The organism is Pseudoalteromonas sp. TP27 (assembly GCF_056470645.1).
The window spans coordinates 26032-44697 of record NZ_JARDAK010000025.1 but is presented as its reverse complement, the minus strand read 5'-3'; the positions used below and the strand labels follow the sequence as shown (position 1 = coordinate 44697).

General features: G+C 43.0%; 24 protein-coding genes. All 24 read left to right on the top strand.

All coding sequences use genetic code 11. The annotated features are described in order from the left end of the window. Positions 1-809 precede the first annotated feature (809 nt). The 24 genes from PX700_RS19695 to PX700_RS19580 all read left to right on the top strand — a co-directional run bounded on the left by PX700_RS19695 (position 810) and on the right by PX700_RS19580 (position 18661). Positions 810-977, top strand: a complete 168-nt coding sequence (locus PX700_RS19695) for a TraY domain-containing protein (protein ID WP_479521676.1) — start codon at positions 810-812, stop codon at positions 975-977. Between the two features lie 277 nt (positions 978-1254). Then, positions 1255-1464 carry a hypothetical protein gene (locus PX700_RS19690; RefSeq protein ID WP_479521675.1) on the top strand — a complete coding sequence of 70 codons (210 nt, stop codon included), beginning with the start codon at positions 1255-1257 and terminating at the stop codon, positions 1462-1464. 290 nt (positions 1465-1754) lie between these two features. Further along, positions 1755-2339, top strand: a complete 585-nt coding sequence (locus PX700_RS19685; RefSeq protein ID WP_479521674.1) for a hypothetical protein — start codon at positions 1755-1757, stop codon at positions 2337-2339. Between the two features lie 11 nt (positions 2340-2350). Further along, a complete protein-coding gene (locus tag PX700_RS19680) occupies positions 2351-2854 on the top strand; it encodes a hypothetical protein (protein ID WP_479521673.1) in 504 nt (167 codons plus the stop codon). After that, positions 2838-3107 (top strand): hypothetical protein, encoded by a 270-nt coding sequence (locus PX700_RS19675; protein ID WP_479521672.1) that lies wholly within the window; start codon positions 2838-2840, stop codon positions 3105-3107. Before PX700_RS19680 ends, PX700_RS19675 begins: the two co-directional genes overlap by 17 nt. Positions 3108-3143: 36 nt before the next feature. Then, positions 3144-3497 (top strand): hypothetical protein, encoded by a 354-nt coding sequence (locus PX700_RS19670; protein WP_479521671.1) that lies wholly within the window; start codon positions 3144-3146, stop codon positions 3495-3497. Then, positions 3497-4228, top strand: a complete 732-nt coding sequence (locus PX700_RS19665; RefSeq protein WP_479521670.1) for a hypothetical protein — start codon at positions 3497-3499, stop codon at positions 4226-4228. The genes PX700_RS19670 and PX700_RS19665 overlap by 1 nt, the downstream gene beginning before the upstream one ends. Next, a complete protein-coding gene (locus PX700_RS19660; RefSeq protein ID WP_479521669.1) occupies positions 4228-5667 on the top strand; it encodes a type II secretion system protein GspD in 1440 nt (479 codons plus the stop codon). Before PX700_RS19665 ends, PX700_RS19660 begins: the two co-directional genes overlap by 1 nt. Positions 5668-5677: 10 nt before the next feature. Then, positions 5678-6802 (top strand): hypothetical protein, encoded by a 1125-nt coding sequence (locus tag PX700_RS19655; RefSeq protein ID WP_479521668.1) that lies wholly within the window; start codon positions 5678-5680, stop codon positions 6800-6802. Next, positions 6771-7445: a hypothetical protein gene (locus PX700_RS19650; RefSeq protein WP_479521667.1), complete on the top strand. Its 675-nt coding sequence runs from the start codon at positions 6771-6773 to the stop codon at positions 7443-7445. The genes PX700_RS19655 and PX700_RS19650 overlap by 32 nt, the downstream gene beginning before the upstream one ends. Continuing rightward, positions 7432-9066 carry a GspE/PulE family protein gene (locus PX700_RS19645; protein ID WP_479521666.1) on the top strand — a complete coding sequence of 545 codons (1635 nt, stop codon included), beginning with the start codon at positions 7432-7434 and terminating at the stop codon, positions 9064-9066. Before PX700_RS19650 ends, PX700_RS19645 begins: the two co-directional genes overlap by 14 nt. Continuing rightward, positions 9053-10072, top strand: coding sequence for a hypothetical protein (locus PX700_RS19640; RefSeq protein ID WP_479521665.1), 1020 nt, complete (start codon positions 9053-9055; stop codon positions 10070-10072). Before PX700_RS19645 ends, PX700_RS19640 begins: the two co-directional genes overlap by 14 nt. Then, a complete protein-coding gene (locus PX700_RS19635) occupies positions 10073-10555 on the top strand; it encodes a hypothetical protein (RefSeq protein WP_479521664.1) in 483 nt (160 codons plus the stop codon). A gap of 3 nt (positions 10556-10558) precedes the next feature. Beyond that, positions 10559-11041: a hypothetical protein gene (locus tag PX700_RS19630; protein WP_479521663.1), complete on the top strand. Its 483-nt coding sequence runs from the start codon at positions 10559-10561 to the stop codon at positions 11039-11041. A 10-nt stretch (positions 11042-11051) separates the two neighbouring features. Next, positions 11052-12029 carry a hypothetical protein gene (locus PX700_RS19625; RefSeq protein ID WP_479521662.1) on the top strand — a complete coding sequence of 326 codons (978 nt, stop codon included), beginning with the start codon at positions 11052-11054 and terminating at the stop codon, positions 12027-12029. An 11-nt stretch (positions 12030-12040) separates the two neighbouring features. Further along, positions 12041-12478 (top strand): hypothetical protein, encoded by a 438-nt coding sequence (locus PX700_RS19620; RefSeq protein ID WP_479521661.1) that lies wholly within the window; start codon positions 12041-12043, stop codon positions 12476-12478. A gap of 62 nt (positions 12479-12540) precedes the next feature. Continuing rightward, on the top strand, positions 12541-12717 hold the full coding sequence (locus PX700_RS19615) for a hypothetical protein (protein WP_479521660.1): 177 nt from the start codon (positions 12541-12543) through the stop codon (positions 12715-12717). A 76-nt stretch (positions 12718-12793) separates the two neighbouring features. After that, positions 12794-13789, top strand: a complete 996-nt coding sequence (locus PX700_RS19610) for a trypsin-like serine protease (RefSeq protein ID WP_479521659.1) — start codon at positions 12794-12796, stop codon at positions 13787-13789. Positions 13790-13791: 2 nt separating this feature from the next. Beyond that, entirely contained in the window at positions 13792-13977 is a 186-nt protein-coding gene (locus PX700_RS19605) for a hypothetical protein (protein ID WP_479521658.1), read from the top strand. Positions 13978-14060: 83 nt separating this feature from the next. Continuing rightward, positions 14061-14756 (top strand): hypothetical protein, encoded by a 696-nt coding sequence (locus PX700_RS19600; RefSeq protein ID WP_479521657.1) that lies wholly within the window; start codon positions 14061-14063, stop codon positions 14754-14756. A gap of 41 nt (positions 14757-14797) precedes the next feature. Continuing rightward, on the top strand, positions 14798-15115 hold the full coding sequence (locus tag PX700_RS19595) for a TrbC/VirB2 family protein (protein ID WP_479521656.1): 318 nt from the start codon (positions 14798-14800) through the stop codon (positions 15113-15115). Between the two features lie 11 nt (positions 15116-15126). Further along, positions 15127-15429, top strand: coding sequence for a VirB3 family type IV secretion system protein (locus PX700_RS19590; protein WP_479521655.1), 303 nt, complete (start codon positions 15127-15129; stop codon positions 15427-15429). Positions 15430-15446: 17 nt separating this feature from the next. After that, the gene (locus PX700_RS19585) at positions 15447-17876 is read left to right on the top strand and encodes a VirB4 family type IV secretion/conjugal transfer ATPase (RefSeq protein WP_479521654.1); all 2430 of its coding nucleotides are present in this window, start codon (positions 15447-15449) and stop codon (positions 17874-17876) included. A gap of 101 nt (positions 17877-17977) precedes the next feature. Continuing rightward, positions 17978-18661, top strand: coding sequence for a VirB8 family type IV secretion system protein (locus PX700_RS19580; RefSeq protein ID WP_479521653.1), 684 nt, complete (start codon positions 17978-17980; stop codon positions 18659-18661). Positions 18662-18666: the final 5 nt, after the last annotated feature.

Here is an 18666-nt window from a genome sequence, read left to right as displayed (position 1 = left end):
CACCTAATGCTTCATCAGGATACCAAACAGGGGCTATCGCCCATTTCTTTGAGTGCGTGGTCGAGTTTTGTAACGAAGTGGCTAGGTTAGCTTCTAACATCAGACACACCTTCTAAACACACTCGAACACTCATCATTATATGAAGAGGGGAGGGGATGCGTCTAAAATTGGGTCTGAGTTTCACAGGCAATATGCCCGCTGGTATTAAATTGGTCATTGTATGATTCCGAAAGATTTTAGGGATGCTTGGTTGCGACGCCAAACATTGAGTAGATAATGTAGAGGAAAAGATCCAAAAGATCAACCCCCTGATTTTTAGGCACAAAAAAAGCCGTCTACTTTCGGGAAGACGGCTTATTTGCGAATGCTTTTTGGTCAGATTCGCGGTCCGACACACTCTAATTCTTTAGCAAAAATACACCATATATCACACGAGGCATTACATGGTGAGCAGAGCGCTATATGTTGCACTCTCACTTCAAGAACTATGAATAATTATAAAGAGATGCGCTAAAAACATCAAGTAATCACTGATATTTTTTTAAAATTATTTACCATAATATACATAATACGTAGTGTTATCAATAACTTAAGAGCTACCTATTGCGCTCGCTATAATCAGTGATAACTAATCACGGATTATATTCCTATACAACAAATCTATCACGCACTTTTTTTCTAATCTGCTTACACGCGCACATCAAAAATAATCAAAATAAACATTTACTCTTATTTTTCAATAAGTTACGCAAGTGCGCAACGTGTATATTATGGTAAATAGCTTTATTCATCGCTAAAAAGGCAATTCATGACAAAAAAAACAGCCTCAAAAGCCGTCGGCCTTTGGTTTGAGCTCGATAAAGAGACCAATCGTCTACTCACTCTTCAAGCAGAAAAACACGGCAGAAGTAAGCGAGCAGAAGCCCTTGAAATCGTCAAAAACAATGTTCACAAAAAGAATACTAACAGAATTTAGTGTTCTTTTTTGAATAAAGATCCAACTTTTGGATCTACCGCTCTTTAAGAATTTGGGAACCTGTCCGCTGCTGTGCAGTTAAACATGCTATCGGTAAGCCACTTTTATGAGGAGTGTAAGACTTATTAGATCACTGAAAATGCGTTGAAAACAGCAGTAAGTCTATGGAAGTGCCTGCCGTGTGAATATCCACGTTCAGAGCGCCATAGCATTTTATTAGGCAAGCTCACTTGCATAAGCGAGCTTACCTAATCATCACGGATAAAAAGGAATGGTTGTGAGAATGACCCAAAATGAAATACGCGAAGCCGCACTTAATATTTCTCTCATGCGTGAAGGCAATAAACCACGTACTGAACGTATCGATCGTGAAGCAAAACAACGCATCGATGACAAATGGTATCAATGGCAATTACGACAAATACATGAGGATGGATTGATGTTATCACCTCCGCCTTCTCTTGGGTTTACTCAACGATGCAAATAGCATCACAAGCTCACTCAGCGATAAATACTTGGTTTTAGTGTGTGGCAAACACTAAAGAAAACCCGTCTGTTAATGGTCAAACCATTCGTGAAGCCAACACGTAACAATACACACTTTTTTAATCTATTAGGGGGTATCAGTCTTGTAAGTACGTACAAACAGCAACATCCCTCAACGTGCAGTCTATTGGCAGTAGGCTAAAAAACAGCAAGCATCCCGAACAACTATATACAGTACCCAAGTATTTATCGCTGAGTGAGTGTCTTCTTATCACATAAGGTAATAACACCATGCAATACGCTTTGTTCTTAGTTGGTGAAAAAGAGCAGCACAGACCATTATTGGATACCGCTGAACTTCACGCCCTTAACGCGACGCTTTCAGACATCACCGAAAGTGATAAAGATGAGTCTCAATTTGTACAAAAACTGGTTTATGGTCGTTACAAACCTCAACCAGATTTCAAATTTCCACGCAATGAAGTAAAGCGTCATATCAATAGTGCAATTGGCTTTTGTTTGGCTCACGTATCAAATACTCACGTTACTTATTTAAGTATCGATGACATCGAAATAATCGACGTAAATTTAACCGCCAGTTGTGGGCATTGCCCAACACCACACAAAACCAATGACATTCCTTTTGCTGCCTTAATTTCTTGCCCTTCTGATTTTGAACTGAACAAGCAAGGGACAGCAAAAACCGTGTTTTTGCGTTGTCATAATGTGGATGTACAAACCGACCTACTTAATCGTATGGGGTTGTTTGCCTTTATCTGTGAAGAGCGCAGTTATTCATCGCCTGTCACTAAAGACAACTGGACATCACGTATCAATTACCAACGTGCCACCAAAAAGGCACAAGAATTAAGATAAGGATATAGAACATGAAAAAATACCGATTACTTCCAGTGATTGCTTTACTTTCGTTCACAGCTCACGCTGAGCTGTTCAATGTCTCCTACGAGTTCTCTGATAAGCATCAATATCAATCTACCTTCCAGTTACCAACCAATGAGCCGTGGTCGTTTTCTACATTAGAAACTAAAAAGTTCACTACTGGATGGGATGTGACGGGAACTGAAGAAAAAGACGATTTGGTTTACACCCCTGTCCATCAAATCGTTGAAGAGGGCGTCCGCATCACAGCAAGACCTGTTGATATTGAACGAAATACCTATGAGTTTTTTGTTCAATATTTTGCTGAGCCAATCATTACCCCTTTTAAAGTGGGCGAACTTGATGCATTTGCAGTTGAACAGGGCAACACGTCATTTAATCAAACTATGGTGTTGAAAGAAAACACGCCCGTATGTAATGACAAGAAATTCTGCATCACTTTGCTTTCTGACTCCACTGAACAGGAAACCGAAAGTGACGAGCTTTTTTGAAGATGATGACGAAGTCATCATTACTGACTACGAGTACAACGGTCGATTTAAGGTCGTTTCTTCTCGCAATATTGTTCAATCCCCTGACAAAGATGGTACGTGTATTTTCGTAACCATCATTGAACCTCTCGATGTTGACGCTTTTGGGGCGTTCTTGTTCAAAACCACAGGCATTGAAGCCTATGGCGACCAAGAACCCATACACGTCTCCATTGAACCACACCGATTGCAACTCGCAGAGTCCTTATCATAAGGACTCTTTTTTTTACCTATAAAACAGGATTTCACCATGAAACGATGGTTATTTGCCTTGAGTATGACACTGGCTCTGAATGCCAATGCTGACTCTATGGCCGTCAACATAGACGCTTTACAAGTGCCCGTTCGCACTATTTTTCCAACTCACATTACCCACGTAGAGCAAGCGGTAACGTGGCTGATTGAACCGATGGGGTATCGTATCCTCACCGATTACCCTGCACCTGAAAGTGCAAAACTGCTTTTAAACAGACCCATTCCACCGTCTGCAAAATTGCACAGAACAATGGCGTTAGTCGATGCCATTCAATTACTTATCGGGGAAGAAAACACCATTATCCTTGATAACGAGCATCAACTTATTACGTTCTCACGAGGTAACTAATGCGTAAACCACACCTACTAGCAACCTCATTGTTGGTGATTTTATCAGGGTGCGCCTCTGAGCCTGAATATCAGGGCGAGGGCGAATACTTTGAATTGACCAATCGCCATGTGATTGAACGTGATTTATCCGTCTTTCGCTCAACCACGGTGATTGATACCAATAAAGCCGTGGTTCAGGCTCCTTTTGTTCCTGTGGCTGACTATTACGAAGCGGTAGTCAATAAAGACGAGCCTTATAACTCCGCCATCAAACGATGGCTTAAAGCCGAAGGCTACAGCAACATTGCATGGTCACTGACTGATACGAATAGAGCCTTGCTCTCTTCTCCATCTGGTGCTGCGTTGTCGTTCAGCGGCAGCCTAAAGCAAGCCCTTGTTGAACTCTCTGAACAATTGCATATGCCGCTTAATCTAATATTGGATGATAAAGCGCGTGTGGCTGGGATTTATGATTTTAACGATGATGTGCGACTCACTCACGTACAAGGCGATTCGCTGCGTTTAGTGACTAAACGCCTTATCGAAAACTACGGCTTACGTTGGAACGACACCGAAGACAGCGCACGTAGCTGGCTTGTTGAAACCAATTACGCCTTCAGTGCCGATTACTTCATCATCACTCAATACGATGACATCACCACCGCCTTAGAAACGGTACTTGATGGTTATCCTGTGTACTCAAGCATTCTTGAATCCACAGGCCAAGTGTTCATTCAGGAAGAATTATAATGCGTAAATTACTCTGTAGCTCTCTGGTCGTCGCTATCTTGTCAGGCTGCGCCTCTCAAGAATTTAAAGACAGTGTGGCCTTTAACGAATCAGTACATCAAAACATCACTGAGCTGTCTAGCCCAAATCAATATAAAAAAGTGGGCTTTATTACCAAGCCTCCAATGGTATTAAGCCCAATCGTTGAAAGTGCAAACACCGATTGGCTCAAAGAGCCAAGCGGCATTAATGCGGTTGATTTGCCGCTGTCCGTGGTGCTTGAAAGCATCATGAGTGACGTCAATATCCCTGTCCATTTTTCAAAAGACGTTCAACCTAGCAAACTCGTCACCTTAAACTTCTCGTCCACACGTCAAGGCGTGTTGAACTCACTCTCAAAAGAGTCAGGCTATGGTATTGAGTTTAAAAACGACCGTCTGGAGATTTCAAAATACATCACTCGTGTCTTTACCCTGAATATTCCATCAGGAAATATGTCAGGGCAATTAGGCTCACAAGGCACGACCTCTGGTGAAGACAGTGCGCGTATTGAAGGGCAATTTCTGAACGTTGAATATAAGGAAATGAAATACGTAGAAGAAATTGCGGCCAGTTTAGAAAAAGTATTGGGGGGCGGTGAGTTAGCCAAACAATCCATTGCGGTATCTCCTGCGCTTTCTAGTGTTACGGTTAAAGCAACGATTGACCAAATGCAAGACATTGAACAGGTCATTAATCATTATCAGAAAGAGCTATCTAAGCAAGTGACACTGGACATTCAAATGATTGAGTTTCGTTCAAACTTAGGGACTGAGCGTGGCATTGATTGGAATATCGTTAAAGACACCGGCAATGGATTACTGCAATTTTTTGTTCCTGGTACGTCAACCATTTCAGAAGGAGCTGGCTACGGTCTTGCGTTTACTGGCACAGGAAAATGGACGGGCACAGAATCCTTCATCAAGGTACTTGAAAAGCAAGGGAGCGTATCAACTCAAACGCCTATCACTGCAATGATGTTAAACAATCAACCAGCCAAAATCACACAACAGAACAAAACCCCTTATATCTATGAAGCCTCAAGCGAAAGCAGTGAAGGGGTGGTCAGTGCCAGTGTGACCCGTAAAATGGAAGTGGAAGGCGTGGATATGATGGTGAACACCATTGTTCAGGATGAATACGTTTCGTTACGTATTTCAGGGCAACTGCAAAAAATCACTAATCGTTCAACGGAAAGTGTCGGTGACATTAACCTTGGTATGTTGAGCACTCAAGAATCTGAAATCACCTTTGCCAACAAATTACGTTACGGCCAAACCTACGTTATTGCGTCAGTAAAACAAACCTCGACCACAGCAGAGCAAACGAAAAGCTTTTGGCTTGAACTGTTTGGTGGCTCAGGAACGCGCAACGACACAATTGAGACCCTAGTGTTATTAACGCCTCGTAAAGTTCAATAAGGTATTGATAATGAAATTAGCCAATCTTGCTGTCTTCTCTTCCAAAAAAGAGCTAAAGCGGCATCAGAAACAATTCCCCTGTCAGTATGAACACATCATTGAAGAGGGAGACACATTTCGACGTTATCACTCAATGGAGCCAGCGGCTCTTTATGGTGAGTGGATAAAAATAACGAATCAATTACACAGCGGCCTTGGTCGCTGTGTTTATATTGAACGTTTGAATGAAAACGCATGGTATGGCGCAGCCTTTGATAACGGTCAATTGCTGTATGAGCACATCGAGCCGTTCGATTCGCTCATACAAACCTTCGCCTACGATTGTCATCGTGTTGAGTCAATATTAAGTCCTACGGACGCTAACGCTTTTTTATCGTATGCAGAAAAAGTAGTGAGCGTTGAGCCTGTAGAGATGGCGTGGATGGATAGCTATCAGCTTGCGAAAATTGATAATTATCTACCAGTAAAAATCATGGGCGGTGTGGCGGCTCTGATTGTTGGGTTGTGCGTGTTGGCGTATCTGTTTATGCCAATGCAGAAACCTGAGCCAAAAGACACCACCTCAGTCACCGTGACTGAATTTCTTCAATCCTACTCAACCAAAAAAGTATCAGCCTCTAACGCCCTAACTAATGCGCTCTATCTGTTAGCCGAAACGTCGTTTTTACCGCCACCCACAAAAGGTGACGTTGTGACGTTAATTGAAGGTGAAAAGCGGCTGCAAGTGATTGTGAGTAAAAATAACGTGCGAGAAACGCTGTGGACACAGTGGCTCAATGCTAACGCAACGCTGTCCCCACTGTATGACCCAAGCTCGTCATCGTTTGTATTCCCACTGGAATACAAGCCCTCACTAAGCCCTGTAGCAGTAGATAGTTATCTCGCCTCGTTATTAGATGCGTTCTATGTGCTGAACATCACCGTGGATAAATCCCCAATAATACCAATAGGCAATATTGATATTCACCCATTAAAACTGTCCATGACAGGAAGCATCAGTCATCTAAATGTGCTTAGGGAGTTAATTGATTCACCTATCATTACCGCAACAGAATTGACGCTCACTCGCTTAGAAACGAATGAGTTCACCTTAACGCTCACTATTGATATACACGGAATTTCTAATGGAAACTAAGAAAAAAATAGCAGTTGGCATTGGTGGCCTACTGATTGTTGGTATGGCTTCATCCATTGCCATCGATACGCTCGGCTCTCCAACCTCTAGAGCAAGTACCGCCCCTGTGGTGTTTGAAGAGCCACAAACAATGCAATATAAATCGGTTTATTATAAAGCAGACAAAGACGACTCAGTTCCATCGGTCGTTATTCCCCTTTCATATAACGCAACCGATATGATTAATGCGTTAGAAACGGTACTTCTTAGCACTGTCAAAACTCAAGCCATTAACGCAGAAATCATCGAGCTAGAAGGGCAACAAAAGCTCGATGAACTCAAAGAGAATGCGTTGTATGGAAATATCGACCCTGAGCCAGTCGTGGTTGTTCAACAAAAACAAGCTAAGCCTAGCCCTAGTGTGATTGAGCGTTTGCAGATTAAAAGCATTATCTCAAACCCAAATAACATGATCGCCTTTATTGATATTGCTGGACAACTTATTCCAGTGAAAAAAGGTGAGTCGGTAGAAGATGCGAAAGTGCATGACATCACTCGTAATACCGTGGTGTTTAAGCGTGGTAATAAACTCATTACCAAGTACATCAAGGCCGCACCGATTAAGGTTGTGATTGAGAAGGAATCAGGGAATGTTAGTCAGTAATAACATCGTCCAATCCGCAGATTTAAAATCCATCTACTTTCTCCATCGAGACGCTGCACTGACCAATGATGGCGTGATTTATACCTGTGATTTTGAAAGTCCAGCCATTGATAAAATCTTTGCGTTAATTAAAAAGCACCCTGAAACCTTGCCTGAACATCATGCTGCGGTATCGGTTAAGAAAATTGAACGTACCGCTGTTAATCTCATTATTGACCAAATCTCCCGAACCAATAATGACCCCGTCACCATCATTGATACTGATAAGCTCAATGAAACCGCAAAACGTGCCGTGAACATACTGCAAGATGCGGTATTGCGCGGTGTGTCCGATATTCACATCGAACTTTACGCGCATGAAACCCGAATAGAGGGGCGCATTGATGGAAGAATGCAATCATTGCAACCGTCTATCCCTGAGCATGAATACGGAAAACTGTTATTCGGGTATTTGTTTAACGAATTGGCCGTTGATAAAGATTCTGATTTTTATCAAAGCAAAATCAATAACGGTCGCATTGAAATTGAGCTAAACACAAACAGTGGTCGTCGTGATACTGAGTGGCGTATTGCGTATCTGCCAGCCAAAGATAACGGGGGACAAGTCACCCTTCGATGGACAAATGAAAAAGAATCCATCACCCCTATTGATGAAATAGGGTGGGAAAAAGGACACGTGAGTATTGTGCGTAACTTTGCGTACAGTGCCTCTGGCATTTGTTTACTTGCTGGGCAAACAGGCTCAGGGAAAAGTAGCTCCATCATCGGCATACTCAATGAGCTGAAAGGGAAAGGGCGTGCCATGAACACCCTAGAAGACCCCGTTGAAAGTGATTTAGGTGTCATTCAATCCTCAGTCGTAAATCAGAACGATGATGAAGATTTAATGTTTACCTATGCAAAAGCCTTACTTCGTCACGATGCAGATATTGAATTTCATGGTGAAGTTCGTGATACCAGAGGGGCAATGAACGTGTGTCGCAAAGGGGAAACAGGGCAAATAATGTTTTCAACGCTGCATACGTCCTCCGCTTTAGGTATCGCGCATACGCTCAACGAGCAAATGCACGTACCAAGTGCGTTAATCGCGGCGCCCAATCTCATGAAGTTGTGGATTTATCAAACGCTGGTACGCACTTTATGCCCTCATTGCTGCATTTCATTTAATGAAGCACAAGCGCACTTAAATGATGAGCAACGCCAAAAAGTCACTCGCTGGCTCTCGGACAATGGCGGCTCAAACATGAAAGCCTCGATGCGATTCAAGAACCCTGACGGCTGTGAGCATTGCAATGAAGGCGAGAAAGGCCGTACCGCTTTGGTTGAAATGATTGTGCTTGATGATGAAGACCGTCTCTTTATCACAAACAAAGATTATATCGGTTGGAGTAAAGCGTTGTTAGCGAAAGGATTTAAGCCTATCAGCAGTCACGCCACGCTAAAAATCAAACGTGGTCACATTGATATATTCACAGCCAATGAGCGCGTCAACGGGCTATTAAGCAAAACGTCCGTTGATGAATACGAGCAACTTCGTTGGGAAGAAATAGAGCAAGACGTCGAGCTTACTCAATCGCTGCCAGCCACAAACAAAAGGAGCCGACGTCGTGGCAAAAAATAACATCAAGAAAGACAAACAAATTGCCTTACTTGAAAAAATAGCCCAACTCTCTAGCTCTGGTATCAAACAACGAGACATAGCCTCTCAACTGAATTTATATGGTCACGGTCTTGAAAAGGCCGTAGGGCAATCGTGCTTGGATGCCATAGGACAAGGACTATCGTTCTCTCACGGATTAAAACAATGGTTGAGTATCAGTGCTTACCAAAGTGTATCCAGTGGCGAAAACGTGGGGCAATTTGTAGAAGGCATTCGTGAAGCCATTGGAACACTACACGTAAATGAAGCCAGTACAGGGGCGTTATTGCGCGTGTTGGTGATACCAACACTTGGCCTGACGGGTATATTTACGGTGAGTGCGCTGTTATCAAGCTATGCCTATCCGTCGCTGATAAAACAATTAACCATTCATCGATGGGGCGGATTATCGCAGTTTTCCTATCACTTTGGTCTGTTTTGGGCAAATTACGGATTAGGCATTCTTGTACTCGCGCTTGCGCTCATTGTGTTTGTTATCGTCACACTCCCCATAAGTGGTACGTATCGAGCAAAACTCGATAACTTGCCTTTTTATCGTCAATACCGACTGATACAAAGCGCAAACTTACTCGCCTCAATTGCCCATCAAACCTTGGTAGGCAATAGCTTAAAAGAGTCCTTGCAGCATTACCAAACCTCAAGCTCTGCGTATTTAGCTGAACACATCCAAACCATGCTAAAGACGCTAGGAGGAGGGGAAAGTAACGTTGGGGATATTTTTAACTCAGGGTTGCTGCTTGATGAAGAGCACAGCACCTTAGTTCTGCTTGGTGGAATAGGCAAAACACCAGAAACGCTACACAAAAGCGCACAGATACATCGTGCAAAATTATTGACTGACGTTAATCGTCTTAAACAATGGGGCAATTCAGGACTCAAAATTGGTGCAGCATTAACCGCTTTCATCACTTTTGGTGGTCTGATTAGTCTTATTTTCAACATTGCTATGGCTCAAGGAGCATTTTAAATGAGAAACAAATACGCAAAATCAAAACAACAAGGGGCAATGAGTTTAGAGGCCGTAATGATAATCAGTGGTGTGGTCGTCGCTTTACTGTTCGTTATGTCAAAAGCCCCAACCATTATGTACAAAATGAACACCATGATGTTTATGTCACAAGCTGCTGAAATTGCTCAAGCCACACAAGGGCGACCATCTCCAGCATCATTAACCATCCCTAAACTGTGTGAGCGCAGCGCACTTAGTGAAAAAATCTGTGGCGCAGCAAAGAATGGACTTGGTACTAACCCGTTCGGTGGTGACTGGGTATTAAGAGGCAACGCAAGCTCTGTAGCGTTAGTGGATTTAACCGCAACGCTACCAAACGATGGCGACCGTGTGTTGGACTTGGCTGATTTGATGGCTCCATCAACTCGCGCTGGTTGTGAAAGTGCAGACAGTTGTTCAACCATTAAAACAAGTGCAACGTCGATTACCATGACCTACTAAGCCATGCGACACGCTCAACGTGGCTCCATCAGCGTTGAATATCTGCTTTATCTCTCGTTCTCCCTCATTGCTTTGGTGTTTGTCACCAGCTCCTTACTCAATGCCTTGGCCGATTATCGTTTATCAACAAGGATAAATCACACCGTTCAAGAAATTCAACACAACAGCGCACTGCATTACGCTGAGCAAGTATCGCTCAGTCGATGCTTACCACAAGTTGAATTGACGATGGCACTGATTGACACACCAAGCAATGACGGGATAGCGACCTATGAGGTTCGGTATCTTCAACGAGCGCAACCCAACAGCGCACCATCAGGGATAGAAATTAGCGTCACGCCAAACGATGCAGAAATCATCGACAAAATGACGCAATTTTTATCGCCTACCAAATTAACCAACACCTCGCTGATTTTTCATTACCCGTTAAATAATGTCTTGACCGATTGGCAAAACTTGAACGTGGCGACGGGGTGCATCAAATAGGAAAGTTCCATTGAAAAAACAATGTAAAACCAAAGGTAAACAGCGCGGCCTTGCTTCCGTTGTTGCCTTAGCTATCGTCGCGGCTGCCCTTACTTTGGGAATTAGAGAATGGTCAGCCATGCTAACCCAAAAGCAAATACAAGATAACAGTCAGTCGTTTTACAACCGAATTGTGTATTTACAAACTCAATTCCATGCCTACATGAGTGATCAATATCTTTCAGGCTCAGGCATTAACACCCAATTCATTTTCCCTATGAAGCTCAGTGATTTAGAGGGGGATTACATACCCTTGTGCTCAGACGAGGACAACAAAAAAGGGCTTTGTTTTAAATACAATCAAACCCCGTGGGGAGAAATAACAGCGCACGATTACCGATTAGTCCCTCTTCCAAGCGTGGTTAATCCTACGCACTGGCGAGCTGAATTAGATATGGAATTACCTCCCAAAAATGATGAAGCCTTGAAGTATGAAAGAGAAATGACGCTTCAAATGTTCGCCAAAATGCCAAACATCATTATTGATGATGAAAAGGACAAAATTACGTTACGTATCGACCGTCCTGATAAAGCGTTTGCGTATGAATCACTCGTCAAGCGCAGTGGGGATGATTCAACGTTGCTGGGGGATTGGGATGTAGGCGGTAATCATGCGATCACAAACGCAAAGGATTACACCATAAAAAACAGTGATGGAACGCAACAATCTGTAGCAATAGGACTCACTCACATTTACACCGTAGAGCATGGTCAATGGCTACAAAAGCCCTCATGCCCACAAGGAACAACGTTAGAGTCAACCTTCACCATCAGTGAAATTAATCCACAACGCAATTACTTGCTCACAGGATTACAACGCGCTTACCTTCAGGCTGAAACCCCAACTCATGTTCAAGTCGGCTTGGACGTAGGCGCAAAAAATAAAGTAACAAACCGCGCTGCTACGCTCCATTTTGGGAAAGTAACGGCACTTTTACAATGCAAATAAAAGGTACAACCATGACTATGAACAAAAAAACACTCTATTTAGGGTTACTGCTCACTATCGCCAGTGGTAACGCGCTGGCTAAAGTCACTTATGAAGCGGCATTAGAAAATGCGCGTAATTTAGCGGCTGCAAACCCACATAATCCCTCAACTAAAGGATTTACTCAAAGTGACGTTGATGCAGCGGTCGGTACACAAAGCCCCCCGATTGTGTACAACGGGTATTCAACAAGCCCTTGTACGAATGTGTATCCGCCAGAAGGATCAAATATAACCACTCACAACATTAACATTGTAGGCACATATAAAGACCAAAACGACCATGCTCGAAATCACTCTATCGGGGTCGCTCAAAAACTAACAACTAATAATGCAACCAGAATATGCGCAGACTGGCAACGAGCCTCTTCGTATCATTTTCGTTATCAAATTACAGCTCATAAGAAATAACTTGATATAACCCCTCCCCCTTGTATGATTAATCATAATTAACCACACAAGGGGCGACAATCATGACAAACGAAGAATTTAAACACGAATACACAAAAAAAGGATGGACACCGACAACCCTTGCAAAACGGTGGGGATACACCGCACCAACACGCATTCATCAACTGGCGAACAACACACAAAAGAACCCTTACATCATCGATGCTGTACGTGGTTTACCTTACATCATAAAAGGATAATATAATTAATTATTTATCTTGCGGTAGGTAGGGCTTTTTAGTAAAATAGATCGATCAAAACAATGGAATTATAAAAATGAAAAAAGCCCTTTTGTTACTTACATTATGTTCATCATCGGCATTGGCTATCGTTGATGGAAAACCACTAGAACGTTCAGACTACACCAACATGGCAACAATGGATTGCACAAGCACCATTATTGGCGGCAAATACTTACTGACTGCTGGGCACTGTTTCGGTACTCCTGTTGTTGGGTTTTCTAATCGAGATTTTATTAACGTTCTTGCTCACACAGTATACCCTCTTGATGATACAAACCGATTTTCATCAGACATTGCGATTTGGGAATTAGAGCGTGCGCACGACACGAAAGACATTCGCTACGTCGCAAACTTAAACAGCGATCCAATTGCTGTTGGAGATACCGTAACCATGTATGGCTTCGGTGGTACAGCCCAACTGAAAAAAGGTCGTTCACAAATAGTTAATGACGCGAGTGACGCAGGGTTTAATTTTAGGTATTTATACGAAAGTGTTGATACTGGAAATGGTTATTTGCAAGGGGGCGACTCAGGTGGTCCGTGGACAAATTCTGCTGGTGATATTGTAGGTGTATCAAGCACCGTTCGTGAAAATCACAGCATGACTGCGACTCGCCTTGCTCCTATCAAAGATTGGTTTTTAAGTGAGATCAACGCATGGCACTACCCATCATTAGCTTACGTTAATGGTACGGCAACCATCACCATTCAATCATTACACAGCAATACTGACGGTGTGAACTTTAGCTTAGAATCAAACGTAACAGATGACGCTTTTATTGTTCGAGACCAAAGTACTTGTTTCACAAAAGAGAAAATTCTTCCTTTTGAAAAATGTACTATCGTCGTAGAAAGTAACGGTGGAGAAGGCGCAATCCAGCTATCAAATAATGAGTTTATTAAATTAAATAAACCAGAGCCATTACCTGAAGTGATGCCAACGCCAGACTCAGGCGGTGACAGCGGTGGTAGCCTTGGGTTCTTATCAATCATCGGCTTACTTGGCCTTGGATTTATCAGAAGAAAATAAATATGGTAACGAAAAGAGGTAAACAACTACGACTGACTGCATTCAAGTTAAATGCAAAACATGAAAAACATGGGTTTACCTCATTAGAAACCTTAGCGTCATGGAACAAAGACGTAAACAAAAACAAAGAGTCAGACTTCATCTGTAAAAAAGAAGCAGTGTTGGTTGATATATACAACAAAGAATAAAAATAACCATCACCCTTAATCTACCCAAAAAAGCAGACCAGCAGGTTTGCTTTTTTTATTCCTGTCATTTACGCGAGACTTATATGACCCCTTTTTCATTACTCGTTGAACTGATTGGCAGCACCATCATGTTCATCGGTATTCTCTACCTTAGCTACCTAATCCAAACCGCACACTCCACCATTCACGATACTCACCATCGTATTCAAAAAACAGGCGCAATAGGGGCTATGTTAATTGGCCTATTACCTGAATTTACTTTGCTGTGGTTTATGATGGTCTTCGGGTTCTTGATTTTTCATTACGGTTACGGCTTTTCAATGCGTTCACGATTTACGGATTCACTGGTAATAGTGCCTTCCGTGTTTGATAGGCATCGTGTCCAACTTCATTTAGCGACCCTGTCACAACCATTAACCCGTGACGTTTACAACGACTTATTCTTAGTTCTTGATGAATTACGCTCGACTGGTGTTCATACCGTAATATTAGAATCACCGTTATTCTCTAAAGAGAATGGATTACGAAATACCTTATATTTTGGGCGCGTGTTGAATAAAAAAGGCATCGTTTTAGAAAGTTCAACCACTGTGTTCTACACAAAACCGTGGTCATGCTTATTACTGGCAATCCAAAAATACATACTACGTGTACCTAGCATCCAATCACTGCCATTAACTCACTGGCATCGATACACACTGCTTTTACCTAACACGCCAATTTCCGATTATCAGAATGATAATTGGGAATTGGGGTGCAACAAAGCGAAGCGACGTTAGTTCTCTTCACTCTTTTCACTTAAATAAAGGAAACACCTTATATGAACAGTCCTGTTTCATACGTACCGTCACGCCCGTTAGTTAGCCCTCTCTTTTGGGTTTTCTGTTTATTAGCTTTAGGTTTAGCTCTCTTTCCTGAACTGGCTCACGCTGGCGGTTTAAAGAAATTCGATGATTTTATGAATAACCTCGTTAATATTTTACGTGGTGCATCCATTGCAACCGTGACCTTGGCCGTCATGTGGGTAGGTTACAAAGTTCTCTTCACTGATTGGGATGTTAAAGAAGTGGGGAAAATTCTAGCGGGTTCGTTGTTAATCGGTGGCGCGGCTGAGATTGCCCGTTACTTTGCGTCGTAGGAGTCATCGTTATGTCTGAGCCTATTTTTAAAGCCTGTACACGCCCTGCCATGCTGTTTTCAGTACCAATGGTTCCATTAATGCTGTCCAACACACTTATCTTTTTGATGGGTATGTATGCGGTGTATTTTGGCTTTGGATTGTGGCTCATGGCGTTAGTGATACCGAACTACCTTGCTCTGCGGCTTATCACCAAACTGGATGATGCGAATCTCAGTCTTTATGGGCTGAGATTCAAATGCCGTCGAACACACCGTAACCACGCTTTCTATGGGAAAGCAATCTACAGCCCTCTGTCATTTAAAAAGAGATAACAAGGTATTTATCATTTATGAACGCCTCAAAATACGCCAACGCCATCAACAAAGAAGTTACTCTCGCATCGTTCGTCCCTTACTCCAGTCACCTAACCGATTCCATTCTGATTACGACCGATGGAGCATTACTTCAAACCTATCGCCTCGATGGGATTGCCTTTGAGACAAAAGATGAAGATGAATTAGAGTTATTGCATCAACGCTTAAACACCTTGTACAAAGGCTTATCAGAATCAAACGTGAGTGTATGGACTCACATTATTCGTAAAAAAGTCACGCACACCATCAATGGTGAGTTTACCCAAGAATTTAGTGCTCACATTGATTCACTTTATAACGCCCAATTTGGGGATGAAGTCATGGTCAATGAGTTATACGTCACGGTCATTCAACGTGCCGATAAGCTCAATAAACTGAGTCGTGATTTGGATGTGATTAAAGCGCGACTGGTTGAGCGCATGGATGGGTTTAATCAGGTGGGTAACTTGATTAAAAACACCTTAAACAACTACGGGGCAACCACACTTGGTTGCCACACCAATGCCAACGGGGTTGTATTGTCTGAGCCTTTAACGTTGCTGAATTACCTATTGACCCATGAATGGGTCAATGTTCGTAAGCCCAATGGGGAAATTAAACACGCCATTGGTAACGCATGGATAAAAGTTGGCTCTGACACGATTGAGTTAGAGTCGATTTCAGGCACTCGTTATGCGCAAGGGCTAGACATTAAAGAATACGGCTCGTCGTCTTACAACGGAATGCTTAATGGCTTGCTCTACAGTGACTTTGAATTTGTTCTCACTCAATCCTTTAGCTTCTTTACTCGTAAAGTGGCCGCCAAGTTCATCAAAACCCAAAAGCAACGGGGTAAAAGCTCAGGGGATGGGGCAATCACTCAAATTCAAGACCTAGACCAAGCCTCAAACGACGTTCATGACGGGCATTTTGCTATGGGGGAGTATCACTTCTCGTTACTGCTATTTGGTAAGTCGATTGATGCGGTTCGCAAGCATCGAAGTGACGCGCAAACGCAATTAAGTAATGCTGAGTTGCTGTGTGTGCCGATTAAAATCGCCACAGACGCGGCTTTCTTTGCTCAACTGCCAGCGAACTGGAAATACCGCCCTCGCGTGGTTGGCCTAACGAGCCGCAACTTTGCCAGTTTGGTTCCGTTTCATAATTTCTTAATCGGTAAAAAAGAAGGGAATCCGTGGGGGGATGCGCTGACTCGTTTGATTACGCTCTCAAACCACCCGTTCTATTTTAACTTTCACTCCACCTTACTTGATGAAAACAACTTTACCGACAAGGCCGTGGGTAATACGCGCATCATAGGTCAAACAGGGACAGGGAAAACCGTTGCGCTTGCTTTACTCTATTGCCAAGCCCAAAAGTACGCCAAAAACAGCCCGTTCAGTACGGTCTTTTTTGATAAAGACCGTGGTGCAGAGGTCATGATACGCGCCCTTGGTGGTAACTACCTTCGCATTCAAAACGGAACGCCTACGGGACTCAATCCGCTTCAAATGGAGCCTACCGCGCAAAATATCTCGTTTATTAAGCGTTGGGTTAGGTCATTGATTGAAACCAAACAACAGCCTCTCACGCCCTTTGATGAGCGCAGTATCAGTCAAGCGGTTGATACCGTCATGGCAATGGATAAGCCCTTGCGTCGATTGAGTGTAATTAATCAAAACATTGCGGTTGGCACGTCAAATGAAGAGTTAAAAAACAGCATCAAGATACGATTGAATAAGTGGTGTCAGGGCGGTGAATTTGAATGGGTCTTTGATAACCCTACGGATTTGTTGGATTTTAATAGCGCAACCAACATCGGTATTGATGGCACTGAGTTCTTAGATAATCTTGATATTCGCACCCCAATTAGTCTTTATCTCTTACATCGAATGGATGAAGTCATTGATGGTCGTCGATTCTTTTATGTCATGGATGAAGCGTGGAAGTGGGTGAATGATGAAGCCTTCTCTGAGTTTGTGGGAAACAAGCAACTGACAATTCGTAAACAGAATGGCTTTGGGGTATTTGCGACGCAATTACCCTCGTCCTTATTGGGTTCACCTCAAGGCTCCGCCTTGATTGAATCGTGCGCCACTGAAATCTATCTACCCAACCCGAAAGCTAAGCGAGACGAATACATCACGGGGCTTGGATTGAGTGACAAAGAGTTTTCAATACTCAAATCGTTTGGGGAAAAGAGTCGCTTATGCCTTATCAAGCAAGGGGGACAATCCGCTATCTGCTCACTCTCCATGCCAAACATGAAAGACGAGCTAACGCTGCTCTCTGCCAGCTTAGAAGAGTTGCCATTTTTAGATGAAGCTCTGGAAGAAGTAGGGGAAAAACCTAGTGATTGGATACCTCTCTTTCTTCAAAAAGTACAAGCCGATAAAGAACGTAAACAAGGAATTATTCATGAATAACTTCATTTATCTGTGCCTTGGTGCATTGCTGCTAAGCGGTTGCAGCTCACCAACGCCTAACGCTCAACCCTCTTATGAACGCGCTGCCATTGAGGTGATTAATGGAACTGATTAAAAAAGAGCAAGACAAGCTATTTACAGAAACGGATGCACTGGACTTTGAAGCCTCAAAATCCTTAATGATAGCCAACTCTGAGCATCGAGCATGGAACATCACCAAAGGAGCCTGTGCATTAACGGGGCTTTCTTGGGTTGCTCTGGTGCTGCTTATGCCACTGAAAACCGAAGTGCCTTATGTCGCAATGGTGAATGAAGTGACAGGGTATACCCAACTGCTGACCACGCTCAGTGAAGAAACCATCAGTAAGCAAGACGCACTGGATGCGTTTTGGGTAGGTAATTACGTTCGTAATCGTGAAGTCTATGACTGGTACACCATTCAAGACAGTTACGATACGACGTTATTAATGTCTAGCCCTGACGTTGGTCGTGATTATGCCCTGAATTACGAAGGCGACGACGCCCTTGATAGTGTCTGGGGTAAACGTTTTAAAGCTCAGGTTCGCTTACTCAGCAAGCCTATCATCAAAAACAACATTGCCACGGTGCGATTTGAACAAACCCTCAGCTCGGTTGAAGACTCGCGCAAAGGGCAATCAACCACATGGATTGCAACCCTTGGCTTTAAGTACAAAACCGACGCACAAAGCGACGAACAACGCCTTAAAAACCCGTTAGGGTTTGAGGTGGTCAGTTATCGACTCGACCCTGAATTAATGGAATAACAACG